We start from the raw sequence: 25,373 nt of genomic DNA, 5'->3' as shown, positions 1-25,373 counted from the left end.
CCGTACTTGCAGATGGGGGAACCCTTGGAAATGTCGCAGACAGCCAGCTTGTGATAGATGGTGATGTCCTGCCGGGCGGTGAGGGTCTTCTCCTCGTTGCCGCTGAGGTAGGTGACAGTGTCGCCGCTCTGAATGGCCTCAATGGCCACGGCTACATTGTCCTTTGGATCAATGATCATTGCATTACGCATAGTAACCTCCAGGCGCTCAAGCGCGTAAAATCAGAATAAAAGCTCCCGCTGCCGCATTTGGGTGGCCTGCTGCAACCATCCCCAAATGCGGCAGGGGAATGGAAAGGGAGCCGCAAAAGAAATTACCAGAGATTTCCCTTTTCATCAAAGGGCCATTCCTCCGGTTCGCCCTCCAACTCCATGTTGGGATGGGCCTTAACCTCGTCGATCAGCGCCTCGGAGACCCAGATGTGACCGATCTCCATGGTGTTGGCGATACGAACGATACGGGGGTGAGCCTTGTCGATCTCGTTGCAGATCCGGACAGCCAGCCGGATGGCACCCTGGTCGCTGTGGGAGAAGATGGGCATCTTTACCATGTTGACCAGAGTAGAGGTGAGGGCGTTGGGATATGTGATGTCCACGTCGGTCTTATCGACCAGACGCTTGGTGGTCACGTCGGCCACACCGATGCCGTTGGCATTGCCGTGGCTCTCATCCGTCAGGTCCAGAACCACCGTGCGCTGAGCGCAGATGGGACCGGGGACTTCATTGCGCTGACGTCCGGGGCTGCCGAAGGTACCGGAGACGTTGGGGTCCATGCCGTCGCCGGAGATGTTCTTGCCCAGACGGTCCACGACCAGGACGTCGGTCTTTTCGATCCAGAGACGACCCATCATACGATTGGCCTCCTGAAGCAGGACGGGCTCCTGCTCCCAGATCTCCTGGGCGTCCAGCGCGGCGATCTTGTAGGTCTGGTCATAGGCGTTCTCGATGATACCGACGCCGGCCAGAATGTTGGTGTGGTCAAACACAACGCGGGCAAACTGGGGCATGATGCGGCCCATGTTCTGGAAGCCGGACTCATGGACCGACTCCGCGCCGTGCTGCTTGCCCATGCCGATCACAGCCATTTTCAGCAGGCCGCTCTCGTAGGGGCCGCGGAAGGAGGTGTGGGGCTTGATGCGGCCGCAGAGGATCACGCCGTCCGCCTCATGGGCATACTTGTCGCTGAAAACGGGCTTGCCTTCCACGGTATCGCCCAGGTAGACCGTCTCCATGGTCGCACGGATGGGGCAGCCCATGGTCTCCTCGGTCACATGATAGCTGCGCAGAACTTCCAGCTGGCCCTCGGGGGTGGCGCCGCCGTGGCTGCCCATGGCGGGGAAGACGAAGGGATTTGCGCCGCACTCCTTTACAAAGTCAACAATGGCGCGGACAATGATGGCAATGTTAGCGATGCCGCGGCTGCCGCAGGTGATAGCGATGGACATGCCGGGACGGATCTGCTTGCGGATGTTTTCCCGCTCCAGCTGGGCGTGAACCACCGCGGGGAGTTCCTCCGGCTCAAAGTGGGTAGAGTCAAACTTCTGGTGAACACGCACCATCTTGGGAAGGGAGACACTCTGACAGAGCTGTTCCACAACACTGTTCGGATTGCTTTCAAAGGCCATGATAAAGCTCCTTTCTGAAATCGTGGAGGGCGAGGGGCAGATTCGGCCACCTCCAAAGAGAGGTGGCCGAATGGAGGTAAATGATTATACCATGGGGAACAGAAGAGCGCCCACAATGGCGGCAATCATGGTAAACACGGTCACGGTGAAGATGGGCCAGGTGTAAGTCTTCAGACCGCCGGTGACGGTGAAGCCGGACAGGTTGGTGCAGACCCAGAAGCCGGAGTCATTGACATGGCCGATGGAAATACCGCCGGCCAGGCAGGCCATGGCGATCCACACGGGATGCACGGGCACGGAGGGGGCGATGGTGGACATGATGGTCATGGCAGTGATGCCGGCCACGGTACCAGAGCCCTGCGCCACACGGAAGATAAAGCCGATGAAGTAGGCAAAGAGCAGCACGCTCACCACGGAGCCGGTGCCGATGTTCAGGGCGCTGATGAGGGCGTCGCCGATGTTGGTGGCGGCGATCACGCTGCCAAAGGATCCGCCCGCGCCGGTGATGGCCAGCGCCACGCCAGCGGTACCCAGGGCGTTGTTGGCGGAGGCCTCAGCCTTCTTGCGGCCGATGTACTTCCAGGCCACGACGTAGGCCACCAGAACGGCCATGAGCAGGGTGAAGATCTTGTTGCTCAGCAGGGAGACCGCCAGAGAATCGGCGGGAGCACCGGTGGCCTGAAGCACGGAGCTGATCAGAATGAGCACAACGGGCAGCAGCAGAGGCACCATGGACAGAGCGAAGGAGGGCTGGGGCAGATCCTTGCGGTTGGCCTCGTGCTCCGAGAGGTTCTTGAGCACATCCACCTCGTGGTTGACGTCCTTCTCATCATTAAAGAGGCCGGCGTCCAGGGCCTTGGTGGTGACGAGCATGGAGGGAATCAGCACGATGGCGCCCACGATCAGGCCGACCACCATCTGAGTGCCCAGGCTGTAGCCCAGCAGGTCAGGAGCGGCCAGAGGGTTGGGCGTGGGGGGGATGTAGGTCTGGGCGATCACGTCGCCGATGATGAGAGCGGTGCTGACGTAAGCCATGGGCTTGTTGATCTCCTTGGCAACAGCAATGCCGATGGGGATCAGGATGATAAAGGTGATATCAAAGAACACGGGAATGGCGAGCAGGAAGCCGGCGCCGGCCAGGGCCCACATAACGAACCTGGCGGGTACGGCATGGACCAGGGTGGTGGCGATCTTCTGCGCCATACCGGTGTCGCTCATCAGCTGACCCAGCAGGACGCCCAGGCCGATGGGAAGGCCGATGCTGGTCATCATGCTGCCGAAGCCGGAAGCGATGGTATCCATAGTGGTGAGAACGCCAAGACCACAGGAAATACCCATGTAGGCACTGGCGATGACCAGGCTGACCATGGGGTTGAGCTTGGGGATGAGAATCAGGCCAATGATCAGCGCAATGGAGATGGCCAGATTCACAACTAACATAGTGCTATTCATTTACTTCTCTCCTCTTTGTAGTGATAGTGGGTACTTAGTTGATCAAAAAGGCAATCCCCTCCTTGTGTCCAGTCCCAACTGTGGAGACGTGGAAAATCTCAACAGTTTGATCAAGTCTATTGTAACGAAAACTGTCTATTCTTGCAATTGGAGCTAAACCGATATTTTGTTTCTTTTTGAAACGAGCGGAAAAAATATTGTCTCTATTTTGGTTATGTGGTAAAATTGATTTCAAAAAGAAACAGTGTAGGGGGGACATTGATGGAACAAAATGTACGGGTACTTGGAGTCGTACCCTATGAGGGAATGAAGACGCTCCTGTACAACCTGGCCGAGGAGTATCCGCGGGTGAGCATGGATGTATTTGTGGGGAACATGGAAAAGGGTGTGGAGATCGCGGAGCACTATTTCCACACCGACTATGATGTGATCCTCTCCAGAGGCGGTACGGCCAGTATCCTCCAGGGGAAAGGACTGCCTGTGGTAGAGGTGGAGATCTCGCTCTATGATGTGTTTTGCGCACTACGCCTGTCCAACGGCATCCGGGGGAAGGTGGCCATGGTGGCCTATGCCAACATTACCATCAGTGCAAAAGTCCTGTGCGACCTGCTCAACTACCACGTGGATATTTTCACGGTGGAATCCCTGGATGCGCTGGAGCCCAAGTTGAAGGAATTGCAGACAGAGCAGTATGATACCGTGCTGTGCGATATGACGGCCAGTATCATTGCCCGGCGGCTGGGGTTCAATGCGATTCTGATCACGTCCGGGATCGAAAGTCTGCGAAAGGCATTGGAGCAGACGCTGAGCCTCTGCCGCAGCCATGAGCGCCTGCGGCAGGAAAACAGCTTTTTCCGGGAGATCCTGCGGGGACAGGCGGGAAAAATTGCGGTGCTGGACAATCAGAACGGCGAGGTGTTCTTTTCCACCATGGAGAATCTGGCACCGGAACTGCTCGAAGTATTGCGGGGGGCCCTCCTGCTGCCCGGCATGGAGGAGGAGCGGGGACTGACCAAGCACATCAACGCCATGCGCTACTCCATCCAGGCGAGACGAGTACTCTTTGGAAGCAAAAGCTATACCGCTTTCTTTGTGGAAGAGCGCCGGATTCCCCTGGGGCCGGCACAGATGGGGATCTCCTATCTTTCCCGGCAGGAGGCAGAGGATGCCATTGCCGAACGCATGCAGTGCCTGCCTGGCCATGAACTGCGGGAGCAGATCCGGTATTTTGCCGGGAATACCGCGCCGCTGGTTCTCTGCGGGGAAGATGGGACCGGAAAAGAGACCGTCGTCCACCTGTTATATGTGCAGGGACCCTATCGGGGAAGCGCGCTGGTATCCATCCACTGCGGTCTGCTCCATGAAAAGGGTTGGAATTTCCTGTTAGAACATCACAATTCCCCGCTGTTGGACAGCGGACATGTGATCCACATCGCACATGTCCAGTCCCTCTCTCCCGAGCGGAGAGACCAGCTGATCGGTGTGCTGAAGGAGACCGATGTGTGCCGGCGCAATCATGTCATCATTTCGTGTGTCTCGCAGGAGGGAGAGCAGATCTCCGCCGAGGGCGCACAGTGGCTCAATGGGTTGGGCGCACTCTCGCTGTATCTTCCGCCTCTGCGTATGATGCGCGGTGAGATCCCCACCATGCTGCACCTGATTCTGGGGCGGCTGAATGCCAATGCACCCCATCCTGTCCTGGGGGCGGAGGAGCGGGCCATTGAACTGCTTCAGGAATTTCATTGGCCCCATAACTACATCCAATTCCAGCGGATCGTGGAAGAGGCGGCCACCACTGCGCCGGGGCAGACCATCCGGGCCGAGGATATTCGGCGGGTTCTGCAAAAAGAGCGGTATGAGTGTGTGCTCTCGCCTGCCACAAAGGGAGTCTGCGCACCGCTGGACCTGAACCGCACACTGGCCGAGATCGACCAGGACATCGTATTCCGCGTCCTGGAAGAGCTGGACGGGAATCAGACCGCCGCCGCCAAGCGTTTGGGCATCAGCCGCACCACACTCTGGCGCTTGACCCGCACAGCCCACTGATACCTTATATATAAAGAAACACAGGGGGCGGGAGGAAATAAAACCGGATTCTGTTAGAAAGATTACGCTTGTGTTACGGATGCGGGAAATCTATTGACCTTTTTTTCTTTGACGTGTATAGTAGGAACGAACCCAAGGGAGAGCATTGCCTCTCCGAGGGAAAATGTTTAAAGGAGGAACTCCACATGAACAACCTGAAGCGAGTGCTCAGTGTTGGTATGGCTTCTACCATGGTTCTTGGTATGATGGCTACCGCCAGCGCTGCTAGCTTCAACGATTTCACCGATAAGGATGAGATCGTCAACAAGGACGCCGTGTCCATGGTCACCGAGCTGGGCATCATTGCCGGTCTGCCCGATGGCTCCTACGGCGCCACTCAGAACATCGACCGCGCTTCCTTCGCCCGCCTGATCTGCGTGACCCTGAACGGCGGTAAGGAGCCCACCCTGGGCAACCTGACCACCAGCTTCACCGACACCAAGGGCCACTGGGCTGAGAAGTACATCGCCTACTGCGTGCAGCAGGGCATCATCGCCGGCAAGGGCAACAACACCTTTGCTCCTTCCGCTCAGGTGACCGGCTCCGAGGCTGCTAAGATGCTGCTGGTGGCCGTGGGCTACAACACCACCTACGAGGGAATCGGCGGCGCCACTTGGCAGGTCAGCACTGACGTTCTGGCCAACCAGGTCGGCCTGTACAAGGGCCTGGAGACCATCAACACCTCCGCTGCCCTGACCCGTGACCAGGCTGCTCAGATGATCTACAACGCTCTGAACGCTGAGATGGTGAAGTACGAGATCGTTCCCGGTGTGAGCACCAACGGTCAGATCGTTGCTAACACCCAGCGTCAGGAGACCGGCGAGACCCTGCTGGAGAAGGCCTTCAAGGCCGTCAAGGTTGAGGGTGTCGTTCTGGCCAACGAGTACGCTGCTCTGAATGGCGCCGGCGTGCAGGACGAGGGCAAGACCTATGTCCAGCTGAACGACGCTCCCAAGGGCCTGAACAGCACTGGCGCCTTCAAGGTGTCCACTGATCTGGACATGGTTGGTAAGACCGTGACCATGTTCGTGCAGCCCGATGCCAACAGCACTCAGACCTCCAAGGCCGTCGTGCTGGGCAACGCTCTGGAGTCCGATACTAACAACGTGGCTGTCCTGACCGCTGGTAAGGACTCCGCCACCAAGATCAAGGAGTACCTGGACGACAACAACCTGAAGACCAACAGCAGCACCGAGTGGTATGTCAACTATGCCATCCGTACTACTGGCTCCGGCGACAGCACCAAGAACGATCCTCTGACCACCAACGAGGCTGGTAAGGAGCTGACCTTCATCGACAACAACGATGACGGTGTTGTCGATTACGCCCTGCAGCTGGTCAAGACCTTCGGTAAGGTCACCAGCTACAACGACAGCAAGGACGGCACCATCAACGTCAGCGCTGTCAACCCCGCTGATAGCATCACCTACAAGAGCCTGAGCAGCACCAAGGCTGCCAAGGACATCAACGGCTTCGCTGACGTGAAGAAGGACGACTATGTCTTCTTCTATAAGATCGGCAACAAGGAGTTTGTTGAGCCCGCCAAGTCCGTCGAGGTGACCGTCTCCTCCATCAAGGGCAACAAGGTCACTGCCGACGACACCACCTACGAGCAGTCTGGCCTGGTGAAGGGTGTCAACGAGGATGCCAAGAACCTGAATGAGGCTGTTGAGCTGGGCGACAAGGTCACCTTCTACCTGGACAACGCCGGCTACGTGGTTTACACCGACGCCGAGGCTGCTGCCGACGAGTACCTGAAGGTCCTGGCTGTGGATAGCTTCAGCAGCGTCAGCGGCTACGCCAACACCAAGATCCTGAAGACCGACGGCACCACCGAGGTTGTCAACGCTTACTATGACAACGGCACTAAGAAGGTCGCTCCTACTGAGGGCGCTATCTACGCTTACAGCGTCAACTCCAAGGGCGTCTACAAGCTGGTTCTGACCGACCTGACCGAGAAGAACATCAACAGCACCACCATTGAGAAGGGCAAGACCCAGATCAAGAGCGGTGTTCTGGCCAATGCTCAGACCGTGTTCGTGATCGACCGCGGCAACGACGTCTACACCGTCTACACCGGTATCGCCAACGTGCCCAAGGAGATCACCGTTAAGACCGGTAGCGCTATTGTTGACAAGAACAACATCGCCAAGGCTGTCTTCATCAGCGACAGCGATATGACCGGTTCCACCGAGGGCGTCTATGTCCTGGACAAGAACCCCACCGTGACCGGCACCTCCGATGACAAGACCTACACCTACGATGTCATCTACAAGGGTGAGAAGACCACTCTGACCTCCGAGGACGGCAAGCTGTTTGCCTCCAAGGGCTACTATGACAACGTGTCCATCAACGGCACCGAGATCACCAAGGTCACCGGTTCCGCCATCCAGCCCAGCGAGGCCACTGTTGCTTCCAAGGGTCTGGTTGCCAACGCTCAGGGCACCTTCAGCTACAGCGATAGCACCAAGGTCCTGTACGTGGACGGCACCGACGTGTCCGAGTCCTCCATCGGCGCTATCACCGTGAAGGACGGCGACATCAAGGGTGACAACATCCTGGTCATCAAGGACAGCGACAACGAGAACATCGCTGCCTACGTCCTGATCTGCAAGTAATTGCTGATTGACGGATCGCTGAAAAAACAATAAGTTTCACCCCCGGGGATTTCCCCGGGGGTGTTTTTATTTGACAGAACAGGCGGAAACGGGGTAAAATAGAACACTGTGATACCCAATGAAATGGACGGGAGTATGCCATGATCAAGGAAAATCAGGTCCTGCTCAACCGCCTGAATGTGATTTCCGACGGACTTATCATTTTTTTCACGCTGCCCATTGCCTTCTGGCTGCGTTTCTATGTGTTGCCCGGCGGCGTGATCAGTGTTCCCTTTTCTCAATATCTGATTTTGGCCGGCGTGTTGGTGGCGGTGCATCTGTTCACCTATGCCGCCTTTGGCCTGTACCGCTCGTTCCGGCAGACCAGGCTGCTGCGGGAGCTTCCAAAGCTCTGGTGGGCCAGTATTCTGGATATGACGGTGCTGCTCAGTGTGCTCTTTGTGCGGCATGATATCCATGTTTCCCGGTGGACACTGGCCATTTTCTTTGCCCTGAATCTGTTTTTGCTCAGCGCCAAGCGGGTACTGCTGCGCAGTGTCCTGCGCCATGCCCGGCAGCAAGGGTATAACCAGAAACATGTGATTCTGCTGGGGAGAGGCCCCATGGCCCGCCGCTATCTGGAGACCATCCGGCGGGAGCGGGAGCTGGGCTATCATCTGGTGGGGTATGTGGCCGCCGAGCATGAAAAAGCCTGGCAGGAGCTAAGTTATCTGGGGGATTATGAGGCACTGGAGTCGATTCTGGACCTCTACCGTCCGGATGAGGTGGTCTCGGCCGTGGATCTGGAGGATTATCCCCAGACACCCCACATCATCGCTGCTTGTGAAAAGACCGGGACCAAGCTCTCCATCATTCCCTTTTACGCGGAATATATGCCCTCCCATCCCCAGTTTGATGATCTCAACGGAATTCCCATGCTCAACATCCGGCGTATCCCTCTGGACAATTGGGCCAACGCCTTTTGTAAGCGTGCCATGGATGTGGTGGGTTCGCTGGTGCTGCTGGTATTTACCTCTCCCATCATGCTGGCGGCTGCCATTGGGGTGAAGCTATCCTCCCCGGGACCGGTGATTTTCCGTCAAAAGCGCATCGGGCGGAATAAAAAGCCCTTTTATATGTACAAATTCCGCTCCATGCGGGTGAATGACCGGCAGGAGACCGGATGGAGCAGCTCCACCGACGACCGCAAGACCCGCTTCGGTGCACTGCTGCGGAAATGCTCCATTGATGAGTTCCCCCAGTTTTTCAATGTCCTCCGGGGAGATATGAGCCTGGTGGGCCCCCGTCCAGAGGTGCCCTACTATGTGGAGCAGTTTAAGGAGGAAGTTCCTCTTTACATGGTCAAGCACCAGGTCCGGCCCGGCATCACCGGCTGGGCCCAGGTCAACGGCCTGCGGGGCGATACTTCCATTCAGGCCCGGATCGAGCACGATATCTATTATATCGAGCACTGGAGTCTGCTGTTTGATATTAAGATCCTTTGTTTGACGCTGGTGAAGGGATTCATCAACGATGAGAAATTACACTGATTGAGGAGATGGATGAATGGGTAAGCATAATACCTCCACCCGCCGGACGGGGGTCGTTCCACGATCCAATGGCCTGTTTGCGCTGATCGGGATCGGATTCTTTTTCCTGTTGGCGGCCCAGGCGGGTGGTTCGGACAAGCATATTGCTGTGGCTGCAGTCGTGCTCTTTTTGGCCTGCTCCATCGGCCGCGCTCCGGCCCAGCGTCTGGGAGAGCGGCTGAGCATTCCGGTACTGGCGGTATTCGCCTATCTGCTGCTCAATGGGGCGGCCAGCCTGTATAGCCGTTTCGGCAGCTTCGCGGGGACGGAGTTTTCCAAGATCCTGGCGGCGCTGTGTGTCTACGGTGTGGTACTGGTGCGCGCCAAGCGGGAGGACGCCCCCAGGCTGGCAGCCATGACCGCGTCGGTGACGGCGGCCTTTTCCCTGCTGAGCCTGGACGCCGCCGCGGGCAAGCTGCTGGCAGGCCCCTTCTTCCGCCTGATGGACGCGCTGGGCTGTCAGTTCCAGTATATGTCCACCGGATATGAGGAGGGTGTGCGTATCACTGGTATTTTGGGGAACCCCAACGTACTGGGCGGAATGCTGGCGCTGGGCGTACTGCTCTCCTTTTATCTGGCCATGACGGCCCGGACCACCCGGAGCCGTGTGGGTGCGAGCATGCTGCTGGGGATCAATACCCTGGGCTTTTTGCTGGCCTTCAGTATGGGCGCCATCGCAATGTTTATGGTGTCCGTGCTGCTCTATCTGCTGGCTGCCCCGGCCGGGAAGCGGCTGTCCCTCTTCCTGCTCATGGCCCAGGACGCGGTCGTGTCCCTGGTGATGATGTTTGTGGCCTTCCAGGGCCTGGGGAAGAGCGGAGCGCTGGGCATGCTTCCGGTTCTTGCTGCCGTGGCGGCGGGCGGACTGCTCTATGGGGTGCAGCGCCTGGTGGGGGACCGGTTGACTACGGTCCTCGCCTCCCACGGAAAGGCCGCCGGGATCACGGTGGCGGTGCTGGCGGTGCTGGCGGTCTCCTATGTGGTGCTGGGGTATCAGCTCTCCGGCGGGATCGCCCTGAACGCGGGTGAGGATCTGCGCCGTTCGGTCTATCCCGCCCCCGGTACCTATACGCTGGAGGGAAGCTGGGAGGGACCGGTCTCCGTTGTGGTGGAGAGCCAGAATGCCTCCCAGACCATCATGCACACCAGCACGGTGCTCTACTCCGGGGATCTGGAGGGGGCCTCCTTCACTGTGCCGGAGGATTCCAAGGTGGTCTACCTGAATCTCAGCGCACCGGAGGGGGCGAATCTGGAGAGCCTCTCTCTCTCCAGCGGAGAAAAGGTCCGGCTGGGTTACCTGCTGCTGCCGGAGTTTGCGGCAAACCGTATTCAGGGCCTCTGGGCCAACCAGAACGCCATCCAGCGTGTGGAATTCTGGCGGGATGGTCTGAAGATCTACCAGGAGAGCCCCATCATCGGAAACGGTCTGGGCTGTGTGGAGGGCATGGTCACCCAGGTCCAGAGCTTCTACTACGCCAGCCGCTATGTGCACAACCACTATATTCAGGTGCTGGCTGAGATGGGCATTCCCGGACTGCTGGTGTTCCTGACCATGCTGGGCAGCAGCGCCGTGATGCTGCTGCGCCGCCGCCGGGAGGGAGAGGAGGATCTGCTCCTGTCCACCCTGCTGGCCTGTCTGGCCATGCTGGCCCTCCACGGGGCGGTGGAGGCCGTCTGGTCCATCAGCGCCTATCAGGCCCTTGCGCTGCTGCTGCTGGGCGTGATGGCGGTCTGCTATGGCCGGCCGGTCGCCAAGCTGAGCGGAAAAGCGGCCGGATGGATCGCGCTGGGCGGACTGTGGCTCTTCCAGCTGGTCTTTGGCTGGTTTGTGTTCAACTATATTACCGCCAGCCGTCAGTATGAGGAGATCCAGGCGGGAGTCCGGGAACAGACCCCCTATACCATGAGCAATCTGGCTGCCCGGGACCACTACGGCTGGGCCCAGTACAAGCTGGATATGGCAGTCAACGCGGCCACATCCGAGGTGCCTGAATTCCGGGAGCGGGCGGCAGAGTATGCCCGGGAGCTGCGCCGTCTGAAGATCCATTCCGTCAATTACAGCCTGGAGAAGTACCACTATGCCGACCTGGGACAGTACGAGGAGCTCTTTGCAGCCTCCCGGGAGGGCATTCCCCAGAAGGCGTCGGTGGTCGAGACCTGGCAGGAGGAATTTGACCTCTATCGGGAGATCTTCCCCTGGAGTGCGGAGGAGGACAAAGACCGGATCGGACAGATCGACTGGTATGTGGACCAGATCCTCCTTACCTGGCAGATGCTGGAGGAGTACAATGCCGGACGCCTGGAGCAGATCACGCTCAGTGAGGAGAACCAGGCCTTTGTAGAACAGATGAAAGCGCTGGATGAGACAGGAGTCACCGGAGAGGCGGCTCTGGCGCTGCTTGCGGCCATGGGCGCCCAGCCCTGAGCCCTGTGCAAATCATCGCTATACCGGACCGGCGGGCCCCTTTTTGGGGCCCGCCGATTTTTTCTGCCCGTTCCGTGTACGGAAACGTACAACATTCTGCCATGGGGAGGGATAGGGTAAGGAGGGATTTTGATGGCAAACGCATATACGCCCGGATTTCACCTCAACCAATGGGCAGCGGAGGACTCCTTTCTGCGGGAGGAATTCAATAATGACAATCGCATTCTGGATGAGACGCTCCTCGGTCTGACCGGTCGGACCGACCTGCTGGAGCGGCAGGTGAAGCCGCTGGGACTGGAGGTCTATAACCTCATGCTGCAAAACTACTATGAGGGGAAAGAGACCGGATACCGGCAGGCCCTGGCCTTTGACGGCTTTCAGGACGATAGCTTCCTCGCGTCCGTGACTCCGGGGGCCTACCATGATGCAGCCCAGAAGCAGATCCGGATTTTACCGGATGTCCCCAATTTCAGCACGGGATTTGCGGCGGAGCCTGGGTACGATGACAGGGGAGATTCGAACCGGGAGCGGTTTGTCTTTGTCAGCTGGCCCGGACCGCAATATGAAACCGAAGAGACAAGCTTTATCCCAACCGGCTTTGGTACGCTGCAGCAGATCAAGATGCGCCTGGCCTGCGGCAGCTATTCTTCCGAAAATCAGAATTTGCAGACTCGGGTGGAGATCAAGCTGGGGGAGGAGACGCTGGGGATCAGCGACATTCAGGTGGTCCCCAATACTGCGGTGGTTGAGCTGACCTACCAGTTTTCCGGCGGGATACGGGTCCAGCCCTATCAGAGTTATACGTTGGTTCTGCGCAATGTGGGTGGAAAATATTATATCAAAGCCACCCGGATCAAGGCGGACAATAACAGTGATATGGGCTATACCTGTATCTACACCCCGGACAGTCTGGCCAGTGGAACGGTGACCAGCAAGGACATCACGCTGACCCAGGATTACCGGAAGGCCATTGCCTGGGTGCGGCATACGGGAACAGTGGGCATCAAGGTACGAGACTCCGCCGGAGGCTATACGGATCTGGTACAGGAGAGCGTACGCAATACAGAGGAACTGAACGGGAACGCCTGCCAGGAGAGTACCTTCTCCGTTTTGCTGCCGGATGGGACCAAAAACACATCCACAGCGGTACAGATGGTCCTGACCCGGGGAAGCGACGGGGCAGGCGTGCTCTACGACTACGGTGTGGCCTTCCTTTAACCGATTCCATAGAGCAATGAAAATCAGGGATACAGCAGGGACAGCGCCTGTTGTATCCCTGATTTTTTGATCATCATCGGTTGCTTTTTGCTGTTCCCTGTGGAAAAAGACGTCCTTTTCCAGTAGACGGGAGAGGGGAGGGTATGATATGCTGTGTGGAAAGAAGGTGATCGCATATGGGCCAGAAAGTACTCTTTACGGCCTCTACATATTCCCATATTCTGCATTTTCACCGCCCCTACCTGCGCCGTTTCCGGGAGGAGGGGTGGGTGGTCCATGTGGCCTGCGGCGGAGCACCGGCATCCATTCCAGAGGCGGATGAGGTGATCCACCTGCCCCTGGAGAAAAAGATGACGGCGCCCGCCAATTGGGCCGCCGCCCGGATGTTGCGCCGGAAGATCCGGGCGGAGCGCTATGCCCTCATTGCCACGCACACCTCCCTGGCCGCTTTTTTTACCCGTATGGCGGTGAAGGGGATGCGGGAGCGGCCCAAGGTGATCAACATGGTGCACGGCTATCTCTTCGATGACGATATGGCGCCGGTGAAGCGGACCATTCTGCGTACGGCGGAGCAGCTGACGGCAGGAGAGACCGACCTGCTCCTCACGATGAACCGAGCGGACCTAAATCTGGCCCACCGGTACCACCTGGGAAAGGAGATCGGCTCGGTTCCCGGCGTGGGGGTGGATTTTTCCCGCCTGGATGGGACCTCCAGGAAGCAGGGACTGGCGCTGCGGGCCCAGTATGGGCTGAAGGAGGAGGACTTTGTACTGGTCTATGCCGCAGAGTTCTCCCAGCGGAAGAGTCAGGCCGTGCTCATCCGGGCCATGGCGGAGCTGCCGGAGCGGGTGCATCTGATCCTCCCGGGTGAGGGCGCGCTGCTGGAAGAATGCCGGATGCTGGCGGCGGAGCTGGGGGTAGAGGAGCGGGTCCTTTTTCCAGGATACTGCACCCACATGGCGCCCTGGTATGCCGCCGCGGATGCGGCGGCTGCGGCCAGCCGGATCGAAGGGCTCCCCTTCCATGTGATGGAGGCTATGTATCTGGGGCTCCCGGTGATCGCCAGCGCGGTCAAGGGACATGTGGATCTGATCGAAGAGGGCCAGAACGGATTGCTCTACCCCTATGGGGACAGCGAGGCCTTTGCCCGGCAGGTGCGGCGTCTCCTGGAGGAGCCAGGGCTGCGGGATGGAATGGCGGCACGGACACGGGCATCCGTTTTGCAGTATGGCCTGGAGCAGGTGCTGCCTCAGATCTGGGACTGCTATACCGCGCTGTTCCAGGAGAGCCGGGAGAAAAGTTTGGTTCGGTAAGCAAGGCCGAATTTTGAAATGCAAATAGTATTTATAGATAAAAAAATAACAAGGGGGAATCGAATATGGGGCCTTTGATCCTCATTGCCGAGGACGATGCGGATATCCGCAGCCTATTGCGCCTCTACCTGGAGGGGGAGGGGATGCGGGTACTGGAAGCGGCCGATGGGAATGCCGCGCTGGAGCTGGCGCGGGAGCACACTCCGGATATGGCCATCCTGGATGTCATGATGCCGGGACTCAACGGCTTTGAGCTGACCAGGGCCCTGCGGCAGTACAGCGATCTGCCCATTCTGATCCTCTCAGCCAAGAGTCAGGACAACGACAAGATCCTGGGACTCAATCTGGGGGCGGACGATTACATTGCCAAGCCCTTCAATCCGGTGGAGATCGCGGCGCGGGTCAAGGCCCAGCTCCGCCGGACGGCGCGGCGCAGCGGGAATGTGCTCACTGTGCGGGACCTGGCGCTGGATACCGCCAGCTTCCAGCTGACCAAACGGGGAGAGCCCATCCTCCTCACACCCATGGAGTACAAGATCCTGGCCATGCTGATGCGCTCTCCCGGACGGATCTTTACCAAGATCCAGCTCTACGAAGGGGCCATCGGCACGTATTTTGAGGGGGATGACAACACCATGATGGTGCACATCTCCAAGCTGCGGGACAAGCTGGAGGATGATCCCAGACACCCGCAATACATCATCACCGTACGTGGATTGGGGTATAAGCTTGAAAAATAGAAGGGAAACGGGCGGTCTCTTTGGACTCCTGGCCCGGAACTATCTGCTCTTTACCCTGGTGCTGCTCCTGCTGGCCGGAGGCGTCTTTGCCCTCTGGAATGCCTGGCTGCTCAACGTGTATCAGCCGGCCGACTGGCCGGGGCTGCTGGGGGATCATGCTCTGAGCGAGGGCAGCTATGAACGCCTGAGGCATTATTTGAAGGGCGCAGGAGATGCCTTTGCCGTGTATGGAGCGGACGGTGGACTGGTGTACGCCACGGAGGAGGACTTTGATCTACACTGCCCTCCAGAGGTTTTGGAGACCGTGGTACCCTATGGAAGCTCGGTGGAGACACAGGCCTTTGAGAAGCTTGCAGAGGACGGCAGCCGCCGCTTTCTGGTCATCCGACATTTCTATGGAGAGGGGGCGGACGGCCAGGAGGAGCGCGTGGATGCCGCCCTGCTGGACCAGGAGTACCGGGTTATCTTCGGCGGGCTGGGGGACGGACGCAGCCGTTATACCCCGGAGGAATATGCCTATCTCTCCGGCCGTCGTTTTCCCGAGGACCAGCTGATCCGGGCGGAGTTTACCGACACGCAGGGGGAGCGCAGGACCATCCTGATGCGGGAGAAGCGGATGGGGACGGAGGAGTCCTACCAGTCCTATCTGGCGGCCCGATGGATCTGGCTGCTCTTCCTCCCACTCTATCTGGCAGCAGCGGGAGCCTTTATCGTCTGGATGAGGCGCAAGATCGGCCGTCCCCTCCGGCGGCTCAATGAGGCGGTGGAGGCGCAGGCCAGAGGGCAGATGGTACGGGTGGGAGACTGCGGCGGCCCCCGGGAGATCCGGCAGATCGGGGAGAGCTTTGACCGCTTTGCCGACCGCCTGGCCGAGAGCGAGGGGGAGCGAAAACGGCTGGATGAGGGGCGGCAGAAGCTCATCGCCGATATTTCCCATGACCTCAAGACCCCGATCACCGTGATCGCAGGCTATGTGGACGCCATCTGTGACGGCAAGGTGCCGCCCGGAGAACAGGAGCCCTATTTGCGGGCCATCCAGAGCCGGGCTCAGGGATTGACGGAATTGATCAATGCCTTCCACGAATACAGCAAGGTGGAGCATCCGCAGTTTGTACTTCAACTGGAGCGGACCGATCTGTGTGAATATCTGCGGGCCTATCTGGCGGGAAAATATGATGAGATCGATCTGGCGGGCTTTACGCTGGAGATATCCATTCCGGAGAGGGCGGTCTTCTGCGCGCTGGACCGGATGCAGTTCCGGCGGGTACTGGATAATCTGCTCTCCAATGCGCTGCGGCACAACCGGCTGGGAACCATCTTGTTCTTTGAGCTGACACAGGAGGAAAAAACGGTCCTCCTGCGCGTGGGGGACAACGGGGACGGCATCCCGCCCGAGCGGGCCCAGACCATCTTTGAGCCCTTTGTGGTGGGCAGTGAGGCACGGTCCGGAAAGGGAAGCGGCTTGGGCCTGGCCATCACGCGCCGGGTGATGGAGGGCCACGGAGGAGAGATCCGGCTGGAGCCCCATCCCCGCCCGGGGCGGAGCACGGAATTTGTTCTCACCCTGCCCCGTATGGAGGGATAGCAGGAAAAGCGATTGACAAGGAAAAAGATGCGGCCAGCCCTTTCACGGGGCTGGCCGCATCTTTTGCTGTCAACAAAATCGGAATCGTTATCCGCTGCACCGGACGATACAGGTGAGTTCCTTGCCGTCCACCTTGCAGATGAGGGTGGTGGTGCCTTTTCCCAACATGGAGACCAGGCCGCTGCTGTCCACCGTGGCCACAGCGGAATTGGCGGTGGACCAGGAGGGCGTGGACGTGGTACCCGATACGCTCATCTGTACCGTGGTACCCTTGGGCATGGTAAAGTCGGTCTTATTCAGCACCGGATTGCTGGTGGAGGTGGATGTGCCGGGCGTGGAGGAGGGAGCAGTGCTCGCTCCGGCGCCGGCCGGGGCATCAAAGCTGCACCGGACGATGCAGGTCTGGAAGATCTGCGTTCCCTTGAGGGTGGCCGTAATGGTCACGCTGCTCACGCCGCCGGACTTGCCCAGTCCCTTGACCGTGCCGTTTTCATCCACGCTGACCACATCGGGATTGCTGCTGGTCCACTCCAGATAGCCCACGCTGCCGCCGGGAGAGAAGGTGGCGTGGATGGTGTGGACCTGGCCGTAATTCTGCAGTGTGAAATCGCTCTGGTCCAGCGTAAAGCCTGTGGCCGTCTGATCGGGAGGCACTGTGGGCGAGGGAGAGACCTCCGGCGAGGGGGAGACCTCTGCGCTCGCCGAGGGAGCGGGGGTGGCCGAGGTAAGGGGCGTGGTGTTGCCCCGGTCGATCATGGGCTTGACAATGGAGACCACGATGCAGACCGCGGCCACGATAAAGGCCAGGGAGACCACCGTGCTGATGATCTTCGCAGGGGTGGGGCCGCTGGAATAGCCGCCGCCCCGGGTGTTGGTGGCCATGCGCCGTCCCGCCCGGCGGGAAGGACGGCCATCCTCCTCCTCCGGCGGACGGCCATCACAGAAGGGGCAGCGTTTATAAGTAGCGGCATAATCTTCGCCGCAGATATCACAGTGGATCATTTGATTGCGGGTGGGAGTCCGCGCCATAAAAAATCCCTCCGATTGACAAGTTTTATCCTCTCAGAACTTTATTTTACACGGGAATACAGGGTGCGTCAACGGTCGTGGGGAAATGTTCGGGAAAATTTAATAATCTGGGAGAATCCCAAGAGAGCGCCGGGAGAAAGGGCTCCCTCCTTGCATCTGACGGGGGATTCCAGTATAATCAAAAGATACGATAACCACGGAAGAGGTGGAGCAGATGAAGGGTTCCATGACCGCCGCGGCGGTACACAGACAATATGTGGATGGATTAAATGCGTTTTCCAGGCAGATCACCGATCCGGTCTTACGCGTGCGGCTGGGACAGGAGGCCGATGTGTTTTTCCGGGCCTGCGCCCTGGGGGTGTGGCAGCGGGATGGCGGAGCCCTCTCTCCGCGGCATGTGGAGTACTACAATGCCATTTACCAGCCGGGAAAGCCCGTCCCCTCCATCCTCTTCTGGGAATTGAGCACTGCCGTGAGCGAGTACCCCGGCTTCCGGCCTCTGGACTGCTTTGTGCGGATGCGCTCCTGTGACAAGGTGTCCGGCACTTCTCTGGCCAGGAGCTTTGTGGATCTGGTTACTCTGATGATCCTGCTCTTTGCGGCGGTGGACGACTGTGTCAGCCCGGAGGAGGCGTCCTTTGCCAAGGCCTGTGCCGATACCCTCTCCGCCCTGTGTGAGGGGGATGGTCTCAAAGCGGGGAAGGCGCCCCTGGACCCGATGGAATTTGTCACCCGCCGTCCGGCGGAGGAAAAGCCGGCGTCTTCCCAGCCCGTCCCCCCGCCGCCGGAGGAGAAGAAGCCGGAGACGGAGGAGAACCTCCCCACCGTGGAAGAGCTGCTGGCGGAGCTGGACAGCCTGTGCGGCCTGGAGCAGGTCAAGGCCGATGTCAAGAGCCTGATCAACCTGGTCAAGGTGCGCAAGCTGCGGGAGGAACACGGCCTGCCGGTGCCTCCCATGTCCCTCCATCTGGTCTTCTTGGGCAATCCGGGCACCGGAAAGACCACGGTGGCCCGCCTGCTGGCCCAGATCTACCGGGCCATCGGGGTGCTCTCCAAGGGACAGCTGGTGGAGGTGGACCGGTCCGGCCTGGTGGCAGGATTTGTGGGGCAGACCGCCATCAAGACCCAGGAGGCGGTGCAGCGGGCCCTGGGCGGGGTGCTCTTTATCGACGAGGCCTATGCGCTGGCCGCCTCCGACCAGGCCAGTGATTTTGGGCGGGAGGCCATCGAGGTCCTGCTCAAAAACATGGAGGATCACCGAAAGGATCTGATCGTGATCGTGGCCGGGTATACCGAGGAGATGGGACGGTTCATTCACGCCAATCCCGGACTGGAGAGCCGCTTCAACAAGTACTTCTATTTTGACGATTACAGCGCCGACCAGCTGGTGGAGATTTTTCAGTCCATGTGCCGGAAAAATGGATATACATTGGACGAGGACGCCCAGGCCTATGCAAAAGAACTCTTTCAGGCCCTCTATGCCGAGCGGGATGAGAATTTCGGAAACGCCCGTGAGGTGCGCAATGTCTTTGAAAAAGCGGTGGCCCGGCAGGCCGACCGGGTGGCGCAGATGGAATCCCCCAGCCGGGAGGAGCTGATGGCCCTGTGCCGGGCCGATCTGGAAGAGGAGCGGGAGCGCGAGGGTGCGTAAGCTGGCCTCCTTTGCAGCGCCCTGCTCAGGGGCCATCCTGCTCGCCGTTTTGCTGCTGCCGGAGCGATGGCTGCTGCCGCTGGGGATCGGGTGTCTGTGTCTGGGCCTGGGTCTGCTCCTGCGGGAGGGAAAGGGACGCATGCTGCTGGTCCGGCTGAGCTGTTTTGGACTGGCAGCCGGGTTCCTGTGGACGGCCCTCTATCAGGGCCGCACTCTGGCGCCTGCCCGGCAGATGAGCGGAAGCGCGCATACGTTCACGGCTGTGGTGACTGACTGGCCTGCGGCCACGCGGTATGGCGCATCGGTGGAGATTGCCCTCCCGGCGGAGAACGGAACGGTGCTGGGGGCGGTGCTCTATGGAGATGAGTCGCTCCTGACCCTGCGGCCGGGGGACACGGTGCGGGGCAGTGCCGCGCTGGAACTGGCCCACACCGTGGGCGGGGAGGAGAGCGACACCTTCTATGCCAGGGGGATCTTTCTCACCGGCAGCCTCCGGGGTGCGTTGGAGGTGGACGGTTCGGAGCGGGTTCCCTTCCGGTACTGGCCCGCCTTCTGGGCGCGGCATCTGAAGGAACAGATCGCCCGCTCCTTCCCGGCCGATGTGGCAGGGCTGGTCTCCGGTCTGGTGACCGGGGACAAGAGCGGACTGGATGATGCCACCTACACCGCTTTTCAGCGGACCGGGACGGCCCATGTGGTGGCGGTGTCCGGCCTGCATGTCTCCTTCCTGGCCGGGGTGGCCCTGCGCCTGCTGGGCCGGGGACGCCGCCGCACGGCGGTGCTGACCATTTTGCTCATGGCGGTCTTTGCGGGGATCGCGGGCTATACCCCCTCGGTGCTGCGGGCCGCATTTCTCCAGACCATGCTGCTGATTGCACCCCTGGTGGAGCGGGAGGGAGATGGACCCACCTCCCTGTCGCTGGCCCTCCTCCTTCTGCTGCTCCAGAATCCCTATGCCGGAGCCGGGATCGGATTGCAGCTCTCCTTCGCCTCGGTGGCCGGAATACAGCTGTGCGCGCAGCGGCTCTATGAGTGCTGGACCTGGTGGCTGCCCCGCCGGACCCGGGGGCTGCGGCGATGGGGAAAACAGGCCTTCCGGGTACTGGCGGCCTCACTGGCCACCACGTTGGGGGCCCTGCTCTTTACCACACCGCTGCTGGTGATCTATTTTGGGGAACTCTCGCTGGTGGCGCCGCTGGCCAATCTGATGGTGCTGGGCGCGGTGGCGGTGTGCTTTGCAGGCGGCCTGGGCGTGGCGGTGCTGGGGACCTTTGCCCCTGCCCTGGCCGGTTTTCTGGGAGAGGTGTTTGCGCTGCCCGGGCGGTATGTGCTGTGGGTGGTGCGTGGAATGAGCCGCTTTCCACTGGCCGCGGTGCCACTGGACAGCGTCTATCTGCGGGGATGGCTCATCCTGCTCTATACCATGTTGATTTTGTGGGCGATTTTGCGGAGAGGGCCGGGGAGATCTATCCGGCCGGTCATCCCACTGTGTGCCGGAGTCCTCTCCCTGTGCGCTGCCCTGATGTGCGGCGCGGCCGAGCTGCGACTGGCCGGACTGACCCTCTCGGTTCTGGATGTGGGACAGGGGCAGAGTGTGGCCCTCTTCTCCCAGGGGCGCGCCGCGCTGGTGGACTGCGGCGGCAGCGGCTGGGACAACAGCGGCGATGTGGCTGCCGACTACTTCCAGAGCCGGGGCGTGACGCGGCTGGATGCACTCATCCTGACCCATTTTCACGCCGACCACACCAACGGAGTGGAGCAGCTGCTGGAGCGCATGGAAGTGGAATTGCTGATTGCACCCGATGTAGAGGAGGAGAGCCCGGAGCGGCAGGCGCTGCTCTCCGAGGTAGAAGCGCATGGTACCCAGGTTCTGCTGCTGGACGAGAACGCGCAGCTCACTCTGGGACAGGCCGACATACAGATCTACCGTCCCATGGGAGACGGGGGAGGCAACGAGGAGGGGCTGTCTCTGCTGGCCTCCACGGACACCTTTGACGCCCTTCTGACCGGGGATATGAATACGGTCCTGGAGGAGCGGCTGGTGAAGTACGGCGCGCTGCCCGATGTGGATGTGCTGATCGCAGGACACCACGGCTCCAAATACGCCTCTTCGGAACGCCTGCTGGAGGCGGTCCGGCCGGAGTACGCCGTCCTCTCGGTGGGATATAACTCCTATGGACACCCCGCGCCCGAGACCCTTGCCCGGCTGGAGGCGGCGGGATGTGCCATTTACCGCACGGACTGGATGGGTACCATCACCTTCCGGGCACGGGAATAACAGAAAGGAGGGCGGCCCATGGCCCCCAAAGCAAAGGCGGATGACACCGCCTATAAACAGCTGAAAAAGGATATCGCCGCCGGGACCATCGGCTCCCTCTACGTGTTCCACGGGGAGGAGTCCTACCTGCGGGATTTCTATCTGGGAAAGATGCGCCAGAAGCTCCTGCCGGCGGGGATGGAGGAGTTCAACCTCCACACCCTGACGGGGAAGGAATTTGACGTAAAAAAGCTCCAGGAGATGGTGGACTGCCTGCCCATGATGAGCGAGCGCACCCTCATCGTGGTCAACGACTACGACATCTATAAGGGAGACAAGGAGGGCCTGATCCGGGTCCTCTCCGACCTGCCGGAGTATGTGTGCCTGGTCTTTGTCTACGACCTGATCGAGTACAAGGCCGACGCCCGCACCAAGCTGGCGGGACTGCTCAAGAACCGGGGGAGCGTGGTCCCCTTCAACCGGCAGGGACAAAACGATCTGGTGGACTGGATCTCCCGCCGGTTCCGGGCGCTGGACCATGACATCGGTACCGAGGACGCCAAGTATCTGATGTTCCTCTGCGGGGACCTGATGAACGGCCTGATCTCGGAGATCGGCAAGATCGGGGCCTATGCCAAGGGGCACCGGGTCACCCGGGCCGACATCGACGCGGTGGCCACCCCCCAGTTGGACGCGGTAGTCTTTCAGATGACCGACGCCATTGCCGCGGGAAATTTTGACCGGGCGGCGTCGGTGCTGGGGGACCTTTTCCACATGCAGGAGGCCCCCATCAAGCTGCTGGCTGTGCTGGGCAAGCAGATCCGGCAGCTCTACTCGGCCCGGCTGGCCCTGGAGCACCGGAAGGGGACCGCTTACCTCATGGAGCAGTGGGGCATGCGCAACTCCTATCCGGCGGAAAAGCTGATGAACGCAGCGCGGAAATTCTCCCTCTCCTGGTGCCGCCGGGCGGTCATCCGGTGCGGCGAGGTGGATCTGGCCATGAAGTCCACCGGCGCGGACGGAGAGGAGCTGCTCATCGGGCTTCTGATGGAGCTGGCTATGCCCGCCCGGGACCGGCGATAGGAGAACCCACAGAGAGGAGAACCAATTATGCTGCATATCCGGGAGGCAATCGTGGTGGAGGGCCGCTATGACAAACATACCCTGTCCCAGGTGGTGGACGCGCTCATCGTGGAGACCTCGGGCTTTGGCATCTTCAAGGACGGGGAACAGCTGGCCTTCCTGCGGAAGCTGGCGGAGGAGCGGGGGCTCATCATCCTGACCGACTCGGACGGCGCGGGATTTGTCATCCGGAATTTCCTCAAGGGGAGCATTCCGCCCCATCAGGTCAAGCACGCCTATATCCCGGACCGGTACGGCAAGGAGCGGCGCAAGCGCCAGCCGGGAAAAGAGGGGAAGCTGGGCGTGGAGGGGATGCGTCCCCAGGTCCTGGAGGAGGTCCTGCGCCGGGCGGGCGCCACCTTTCTGGACGGGACGGGAGAGGCTGCCCCGGCCGGGCGGCCGGTCACAAAGGCCGACCTGATGCGGGACGGGCTCACCGGGGGCGCCGGATCGGCCGAGCGGCGCCGTGCCCTCCAGCGGGCGTTAGACCTGCCTGAGCACCTCACCGCCAACGCGCTGGTGGAAGTGCTCAACCGGCTGTACGGCTATGAGGCCTACCGCCGGGCGGTGGAGGCGCTGGACCGGGAGGGGCAGGAGAACCCTCCGAACGAGATATAAAAGAACGAGGGACGCGTACCAAAACGCGTCCCTCATTTGTTGTAAGAGGAGATTATTGGTCCGTTCCGTGCCACGGGAGGAGCAGGGAGGAGTTGAGGATCACCAGCACCGAGCCGGCGTTGTGGACCAGAGCGCCCACCACCGGGCTGAGATCCCCGTGGATGGCAAGGGCGATGGCAACAAAGTTCAGCGTCATGGAGAGGACCAGATTCCACCGGATCGTGCGCATCATGCGCCGGGAGAGGCGCAGCAGATGGGGGAGCTCATGGATGGCGTCATTGACCAGGGCGATGTCGGCGGCCTCCACGGCCAGATCGCTGCCCACGCCGCCCATGGCAATGCCCACCAGGGCGGTTTTCAGGGCTGGGGCGTCGTTGATGCCGTCTCCCACCATGCACACCGGCTGCCCGCTGGACTGGTAGGCACGGATCTGGCGGAGCTTATCCTCCGGAAGACAGCCGGCGTGGACCTCCGTGATGCCGAGCTGGGCTGCGATTGCGTGGGCGGCCTCCGCGTGGTCGCCGGTGAGGAGCACAGGAGTACTGCCCGCCTGGCGGAGCCGGGAGATGGTATCCGCCGCATCCGGGCGGAGGGTGTCGGACAGGGCCAGGAAACCCAGGACCGTCTGTCCGGAGGCCACATAGATGACGGTGCAGCCGGTCTGCTGCATCGCATGGGCCTCGGAGAAAAGGTGAGGCGGAAGGACACATCCGGCCCGTTCCAGAAGGAGCTGGTTACCGGCCAGGATCTCCTGACCGTCTACTGTGGCGCGGACTCCCTGGCCCAGGACCATCTCAAAGGCGGCGGGAGGCGTGGGGAGGGGATTGCCGCGGGCCATCCACCCCTGTACGACGGCCTTGCCAAGGGGGTGTTCGGAGCGGCACTCCGCCCGGGCACAAAGGGCATAGAGGGCCTCTTCCGAGCAGGCATCGTCCAGCGGGCGGACCGACGCCACAGAGAGGGTGCCGCGGGTCAGGGTGCCCGTCTTGTCAAAGGCGACCCGGGTGACGGTGGAGAGGCGTTCCAGCGCGTCGCCCTCCCGCACAAGAAAGCCGTGCCGGGTGGCGTTGCCAATGGCAGCCATAATGGCAGTGGGGGTGGCCAGCACCAGGGCGCAGGGGCAGAAGACCACCAGAATGGTGACGGCGCGGATGGCCTGACCGGTCAGTGCCCAGGTGAGGGCGGCTGCGGTCAGGGCGATCACCACGATCCAGGTGGCCCAGCGGTCGGCCAGCCCAACGATCTTGGCCTTTCCAGCGTCGGCAGACTGGACCAGGCGGACCATACGCTGGATGGAGCTGTCCTCGCCCACCCGGGTGGCAACCATGTCAAAGGAGCCGAATTGATTGACGGTGCCGCTGGAGACCGGATCGCCCGGTCCCTTGTCTACCGGGAGCGATTCTCCGGTCATGACCGCCTGATTGACCGCCGAGGCGCCGGAGAGAATGGTGCCGTCCACGGGGATGGTTTCCCCGGGCAGGACCCGGAGGTGGTCGCCGATGCGCACCTCCTCCGCAGGGAGGATCTCCTCGGAACCGTCCAGGATTCGGCGGGCGGTGCGGGGGGTGAGATGGACCAGCTTCTCGATTCCGGCCCGGGCTTTGGCTACGGTGCGCTCCTCCAAAAGAGAGCCGATCTGCATGATAAAGGCCACTTCTCCTGCGGCAAAGATCTCGCCGATCAGGACGGAGGCGATCAGAGCCAGGGAGACCAGCAGGTCAGCCTTAATGTCAAAGCGGGTAAAGAGCCCCTCGGCGGCCTCTTTGAGGATGGGAATACCGCACAGAAGGATGGAAAGCCAGGCGGGATCGATGGGGAGTGCGCCAGGAAACAGAAAGCTGACCAACAGAGCAGCGCCGGACAGGAGGAGAAAGAGAAGGGCGCGCTTGCTCTCATCCAAGAGGATCGAAAGGGGAGAGGAACGCATATAAAATCGTCCTTTCTGAAAAGAAATGACCCGGGATGCCCTTATTATACCCATAGGGGTATGGGTAGTCAAGAAAAAAGAAGAGAGCCAGTCCGTTTGGACTGGCAGTCTCTTGTGAAAATGGGTATAATAGAAGGGAGC

General features: G+C 60.5%; 17 protein-coding genes. 12 read left to right on the top strand and 5 right to left on the bottom strand.

The genetic code is table 11. The annotated features are described in order from the left end of the window. From I2C21_RS03485 to I2C21_RS03475, 3 genes are all read right to left on the bottom strand, one after another. A partial coding sequence (locus I2C21_RS03485) for a UxaA family hydrolase (protein ID WP_195278487.1) occupies nt 1-191 on the bottom strand: 191 nt, incomplete at its 3' end. Nucleotides 192-313: 122 nt separating this feature from the next. Beyond that, nucleotides 314-1,624: a nickel pincer cofactor-dependent isomerase, group 22 gene (locus I2C21_RS03480; protein ID WP_195278486.1), complete on the bottom strand. Its 1,311-nt coding sequence runs from the start codon at nt 1,622-1,624 to the stop codon at nt 314-316. 84 nt (nt 1,625-1,708) lie between these two features. Beyond that, nucleotides 1,709-3,064: a GntP family permease gene (locus I2C21_RS03475; RefSeq protein WP_286167189.1), complete on the bottom strand. Its 1,356-nt coding sequence runs from the start codon at nt 3,062-3,064 to the stop codon at nt 1,709-1,711. A gap of 273 nt (nt 3,065-3,337) precedes the next feature. Here I2C21_RS03475 and I2C21_RS03470 point away from each other — a divergent pair, with 273 nt between their 5' ends. The 8 genes from I2C21_RS03470 (at nt 3,338) to I2C21_RS03435 (ending at nt 16,628) form a co-directional block, all read left to right on the top strand. Then, nucleotides 3,338-5,122, top strand: a complete 1,785-nt coding sequence (locus tag I2C21_RS03470) for a sigma-54-dependent transcriptional regulator (protein WP_193536147.1) — start codon at nt 3,338-3,340, stop codon at nt 5,120-5,122. Nucleotides 5,123-5,307: 185 nt separating this feature from the next. After that, nucleotides 5,308-7,779 carry an S-layer homology domain-containing protein gene (locus I2C21_RS03465; RefSeq protein ID WP_195278484.1) on the top strand — a complete coding sequence of 824 codons (2,472 nt, stop codon included), beginning with the start codon at nt 5,308-5,310 and terminating at the stop codon, nt 7,777-7,779. A gap of 140 nt (nt 7,780-7,919) precedes the next feature. After that, nucleotides 7,920-9,308 carry an undecaprenyl-phosphate glucose phosphotransferase gene (locus I2C21_RS03460; protein WP_195278483.1) on the top strand — a complete coding sequence of 463 codons (1,389 nt, stop codon included), beginning with the start codon at nt 7,920-7,922 and terminating at the stop codon, nt 9,306-9,308. Nucleotides 9,309-9,324: 16 nt separating this feature from the next. Continuing rightward, the gene (locus I2C21_RS03455) at nt 9,325-11,772 is read left to right on the top strand and encodes an O-antigen ligase family protein (protein WP_195278482.1); all 2,448 of its coding nucleotides are present in this window, start codon (nt 9,325-9,327) and stop codon (nt 11,770-11,772) included. Nucleotides 11,773-11,904: 132 nt separating this feature from the next. Continuing rightward, complete coding sequence (locus tag I2C21_RS03450) at nt 11,905-12,990, top strand: hypothetical protein (RefSeq protein ID WP_193536156.1); 1,086 nt, start codon at nt 11,905-11,907, stop codon at nt 12,988-12,990. A gap of 176 nt (nt 12,991-13,166) precedes the next feature. Then, on the top strand, nt 13,167-14,303 hold the full coding sequence (locus tag I2C21_RS03445; RefSeq protein ID WP_195278481.1) for a glycosyltransferase: 1,137 nt from the start codon (nt 13,167-13,169) through the stop codon (nt 14,301-14,303). A 65-nt stretch (nt 14,304-14,368) separates the two neighbouring features. Continuing rightward, a complete protein-coding gene (locus I2C21_RS03440) occupies nt 14,369-15,043 on the top strand; it encodes a response regulator transcription factor (RefSeq protein WP_195278480.1) in 675 nt (224 codons plus the stop codon). Then, a complete protein-coding gene (locus I2C21_RS03435) occupies nt 15,033-16,628 on the top strand; it encodes a sensor histidine kinase (protein WP_195278479.1) in 1,596 nt (531 codons plus the stop codon). The genes I2C21_RS03440 and I2C21_RS03435 overlap by 11 nt, the downstream gene beginning before the upstream one ends. Before the next feature lie 87 nt (nt 16,629-16,715). Here the strand turns inward: I2C21_RS03435 and I2C21_RS03430 are convergent, their stop codons facing one another. Beyond that, complete coding sequence (locus I2C21_RS03430) at nt 16,716-17,657, bottom strand: immunoglobulin-like domain-containing protein (RefSeq protein ID WP_195278478.1); 942 nt, start codon at nt 17,655-17,657, stop codon at nt 16,716-16,718. A 214-nt stretch (nt 17,658-17,871) separates the two neighbouring features. Between I2C21_RS03430 and I2C21_RS03425 the strand changes: the two genes are divergently transcribed. Genes I2C21_RS03425 through I2C21_RS03410 form a run of 4 tightly spaced genes read left to right on the top strand, consistent with a single transcriptional unit; the run spans nt 17,872 to nt 23,305 of the window. Further along, nucleotides 17,872-19,308, top strand: coding sequence for an AAA family ATPase (locus I2C21_RS03425; protein ID WP_195278477.1), 1,437 nt, complete (start codon nt 17,872-17,874; stop codon nt 19,306-19,308). Further along, the gene (locus tag I2C21_RS03420; protein ID WP_195278476.1) at nt 19,301-21,586 is read left to right on the top strand and encodes a DNA internalization-related competence protein ComEC/Rec2; all 2,286 of its coding nucleotides are present in this window, start codon (nt 19,301-19,303) and stop codon (nt 21,584-21,586) included. Before I2C21_RS03425 ends, I2C21_RS03420 begins: the two co-directional genes overlap by 8 nt. A gap of 18 nt (nt 21,587-21,604) precedes the next feature. Continuing rightward, nucleotides 21,605-22,648, top strand: a complete 1,044-nt coding sequence (holA, locus tag I2C21_RS03415; protein WP_186962941.1) for a DNA polymerase III subunit delta — start codon at nt 21,605-21,607, stop codon at nt 22,646-22,648. A gap of 27 nt (nt 22,649-22,675) precedes the next feature. Further along, a complete protein-coding gene (locus tag I2C21_RS03410) occupies nt 22,676-23,305 on the top strand; it encodes a ribonuclease M5 (protein ID WP_101693916.1) in 630 nt (209 codons plus the stop codon). A 52-nt stretch (nt 23,306-23,357) separates the two neighbouring features. Here I2C21_RS03410 and I2C21_RS03405 read toward each other — a convergent pair whose 3' ends face one another. Next, nucleotides 23,358-25,232: a heavy metal translocating P-type ATPase gene (locus I2C21_RS03405; protein ID WP_195278475.1), complete on the bottom strand. Its 1,875-nt coding sequence runs from the start codon at nt 25,230-25,232 to the stop codon at nt 23,358-23,360. Between the last annotated feature and the right edge of the window lie 141 nt (nt 25,233-25,373).

The organism is Clostridium sp. J1101437_171009_A5, assembly GCF_015547905.1.
Lineage (GTDB): Bacteria > Bacillota > Clostridia > Oscillospirales > Oscillospiraceae > Pseudoflavonifractor_A > Pseudoflavonifractor_A gallinarum.
The sequence above is the reverse complement of the archived record's forward strand: the minus strand, read 5'-3'. Positions and strand labels throughout refer to the sequence as shown.

Bases quoted from the DNA above. Each gene is read 5' to 3' on its own strand.
- I2C21_RS03455 (WP_195278482.1), top strand. From the start codon at position 9,325: ATGGGTAAGCATAATACCTCCACCCGCCGGACGGGGGTCGTTCCACGA.
- I2C21_RS03410 (WP_101693916.1), top strand. From the start codon at position 22,676: ATGCTGCATATCCGGGAGGCAATCGTGGTGGAGGGCCGCTATGACAAA.
- I2C21_RS03470 (WP_193536147.1), top strand. From the start codon at position 3,338: ATGGAACAAAATGTACGGGTACTTGGAGTCGTACCCTATGAGGGAATG.
- I2C21_RS03475 (WP_286167189.1), bottom strand. From the start codon at position 3,064: ATGTTAGTTGTGAATCTGGCCATCTCCATTGCGCTGATCATTGGCCTG.
- I2C21_RS03425 (WP_195278477.1), top strand. From the start codon at position 17,872: ATGAAGGGTTCCATGACCGCCGCGGCGGTACACAGACAATATGTGGAT.
- I2C21_RS03480 (WP_195278486.1), bottom strand. From the start codon at position 1,624: ATGGCCTTTGAAAGCAATCCGAACAGTGTTGTGGAACAGCTCTGTCAG.
- I2C21_RS03440 (WP_195278480.1), top strand. From the start codon at position 14,369: ATGGGGCCTTTGATCCTCATTGCCGAGGACGATGCGGATATCCGCAGC.
- I2C21_RS03465 (WP_195278484.1), top strand. From the start codon at position 5,308: ATGAACAACCTGAAGCGAGTGCTCAGTGTTGGTATGGCTTCTACCATG.
- I2C21_RS03450 (WP_193536156.1), top strand. From the start codon at position 11,905: ATGGCAAACGCATATACGCCCGGATTTCACCTCAACCAATGGGCAGCG.
- I2C21_RS03460 (WP_195278483.1), top strand. From the start codon at position 7,920: ATGATCAAGGAAAATCAGGTCCTGCTCAACCGCCTGAATGTGATTTCC.
- I2C21_RS03445 (WP_195278481.1), top strand. From the start codon at position 13,167: ATGGGCCAGAAAGTACTCTTTACGGCCTCTACATATTCCCATATTCTG.
- I2C21_RS03430 (WP_195278478.1), bottom strand. From the start codon at position 17,657: ATGGCGCGGACTCCCACCCGCAATCAAATGATCCACTGTGATATCTGC.
- holA (WP_186962941.1), top strand. From the start codon at position 21,605: ATGGCCCCCAAAGCAAAGGCGGATGACACCGCCTATAAACAGCTGAAA.
- I2C21_RS03405 (WP_195278475.1), bottom strand. From the start codon at position 25,232: ATGCGTTCCTCTCCCCTTTCGATCCTCTTGGATGAGAGCAAGCGCGCC.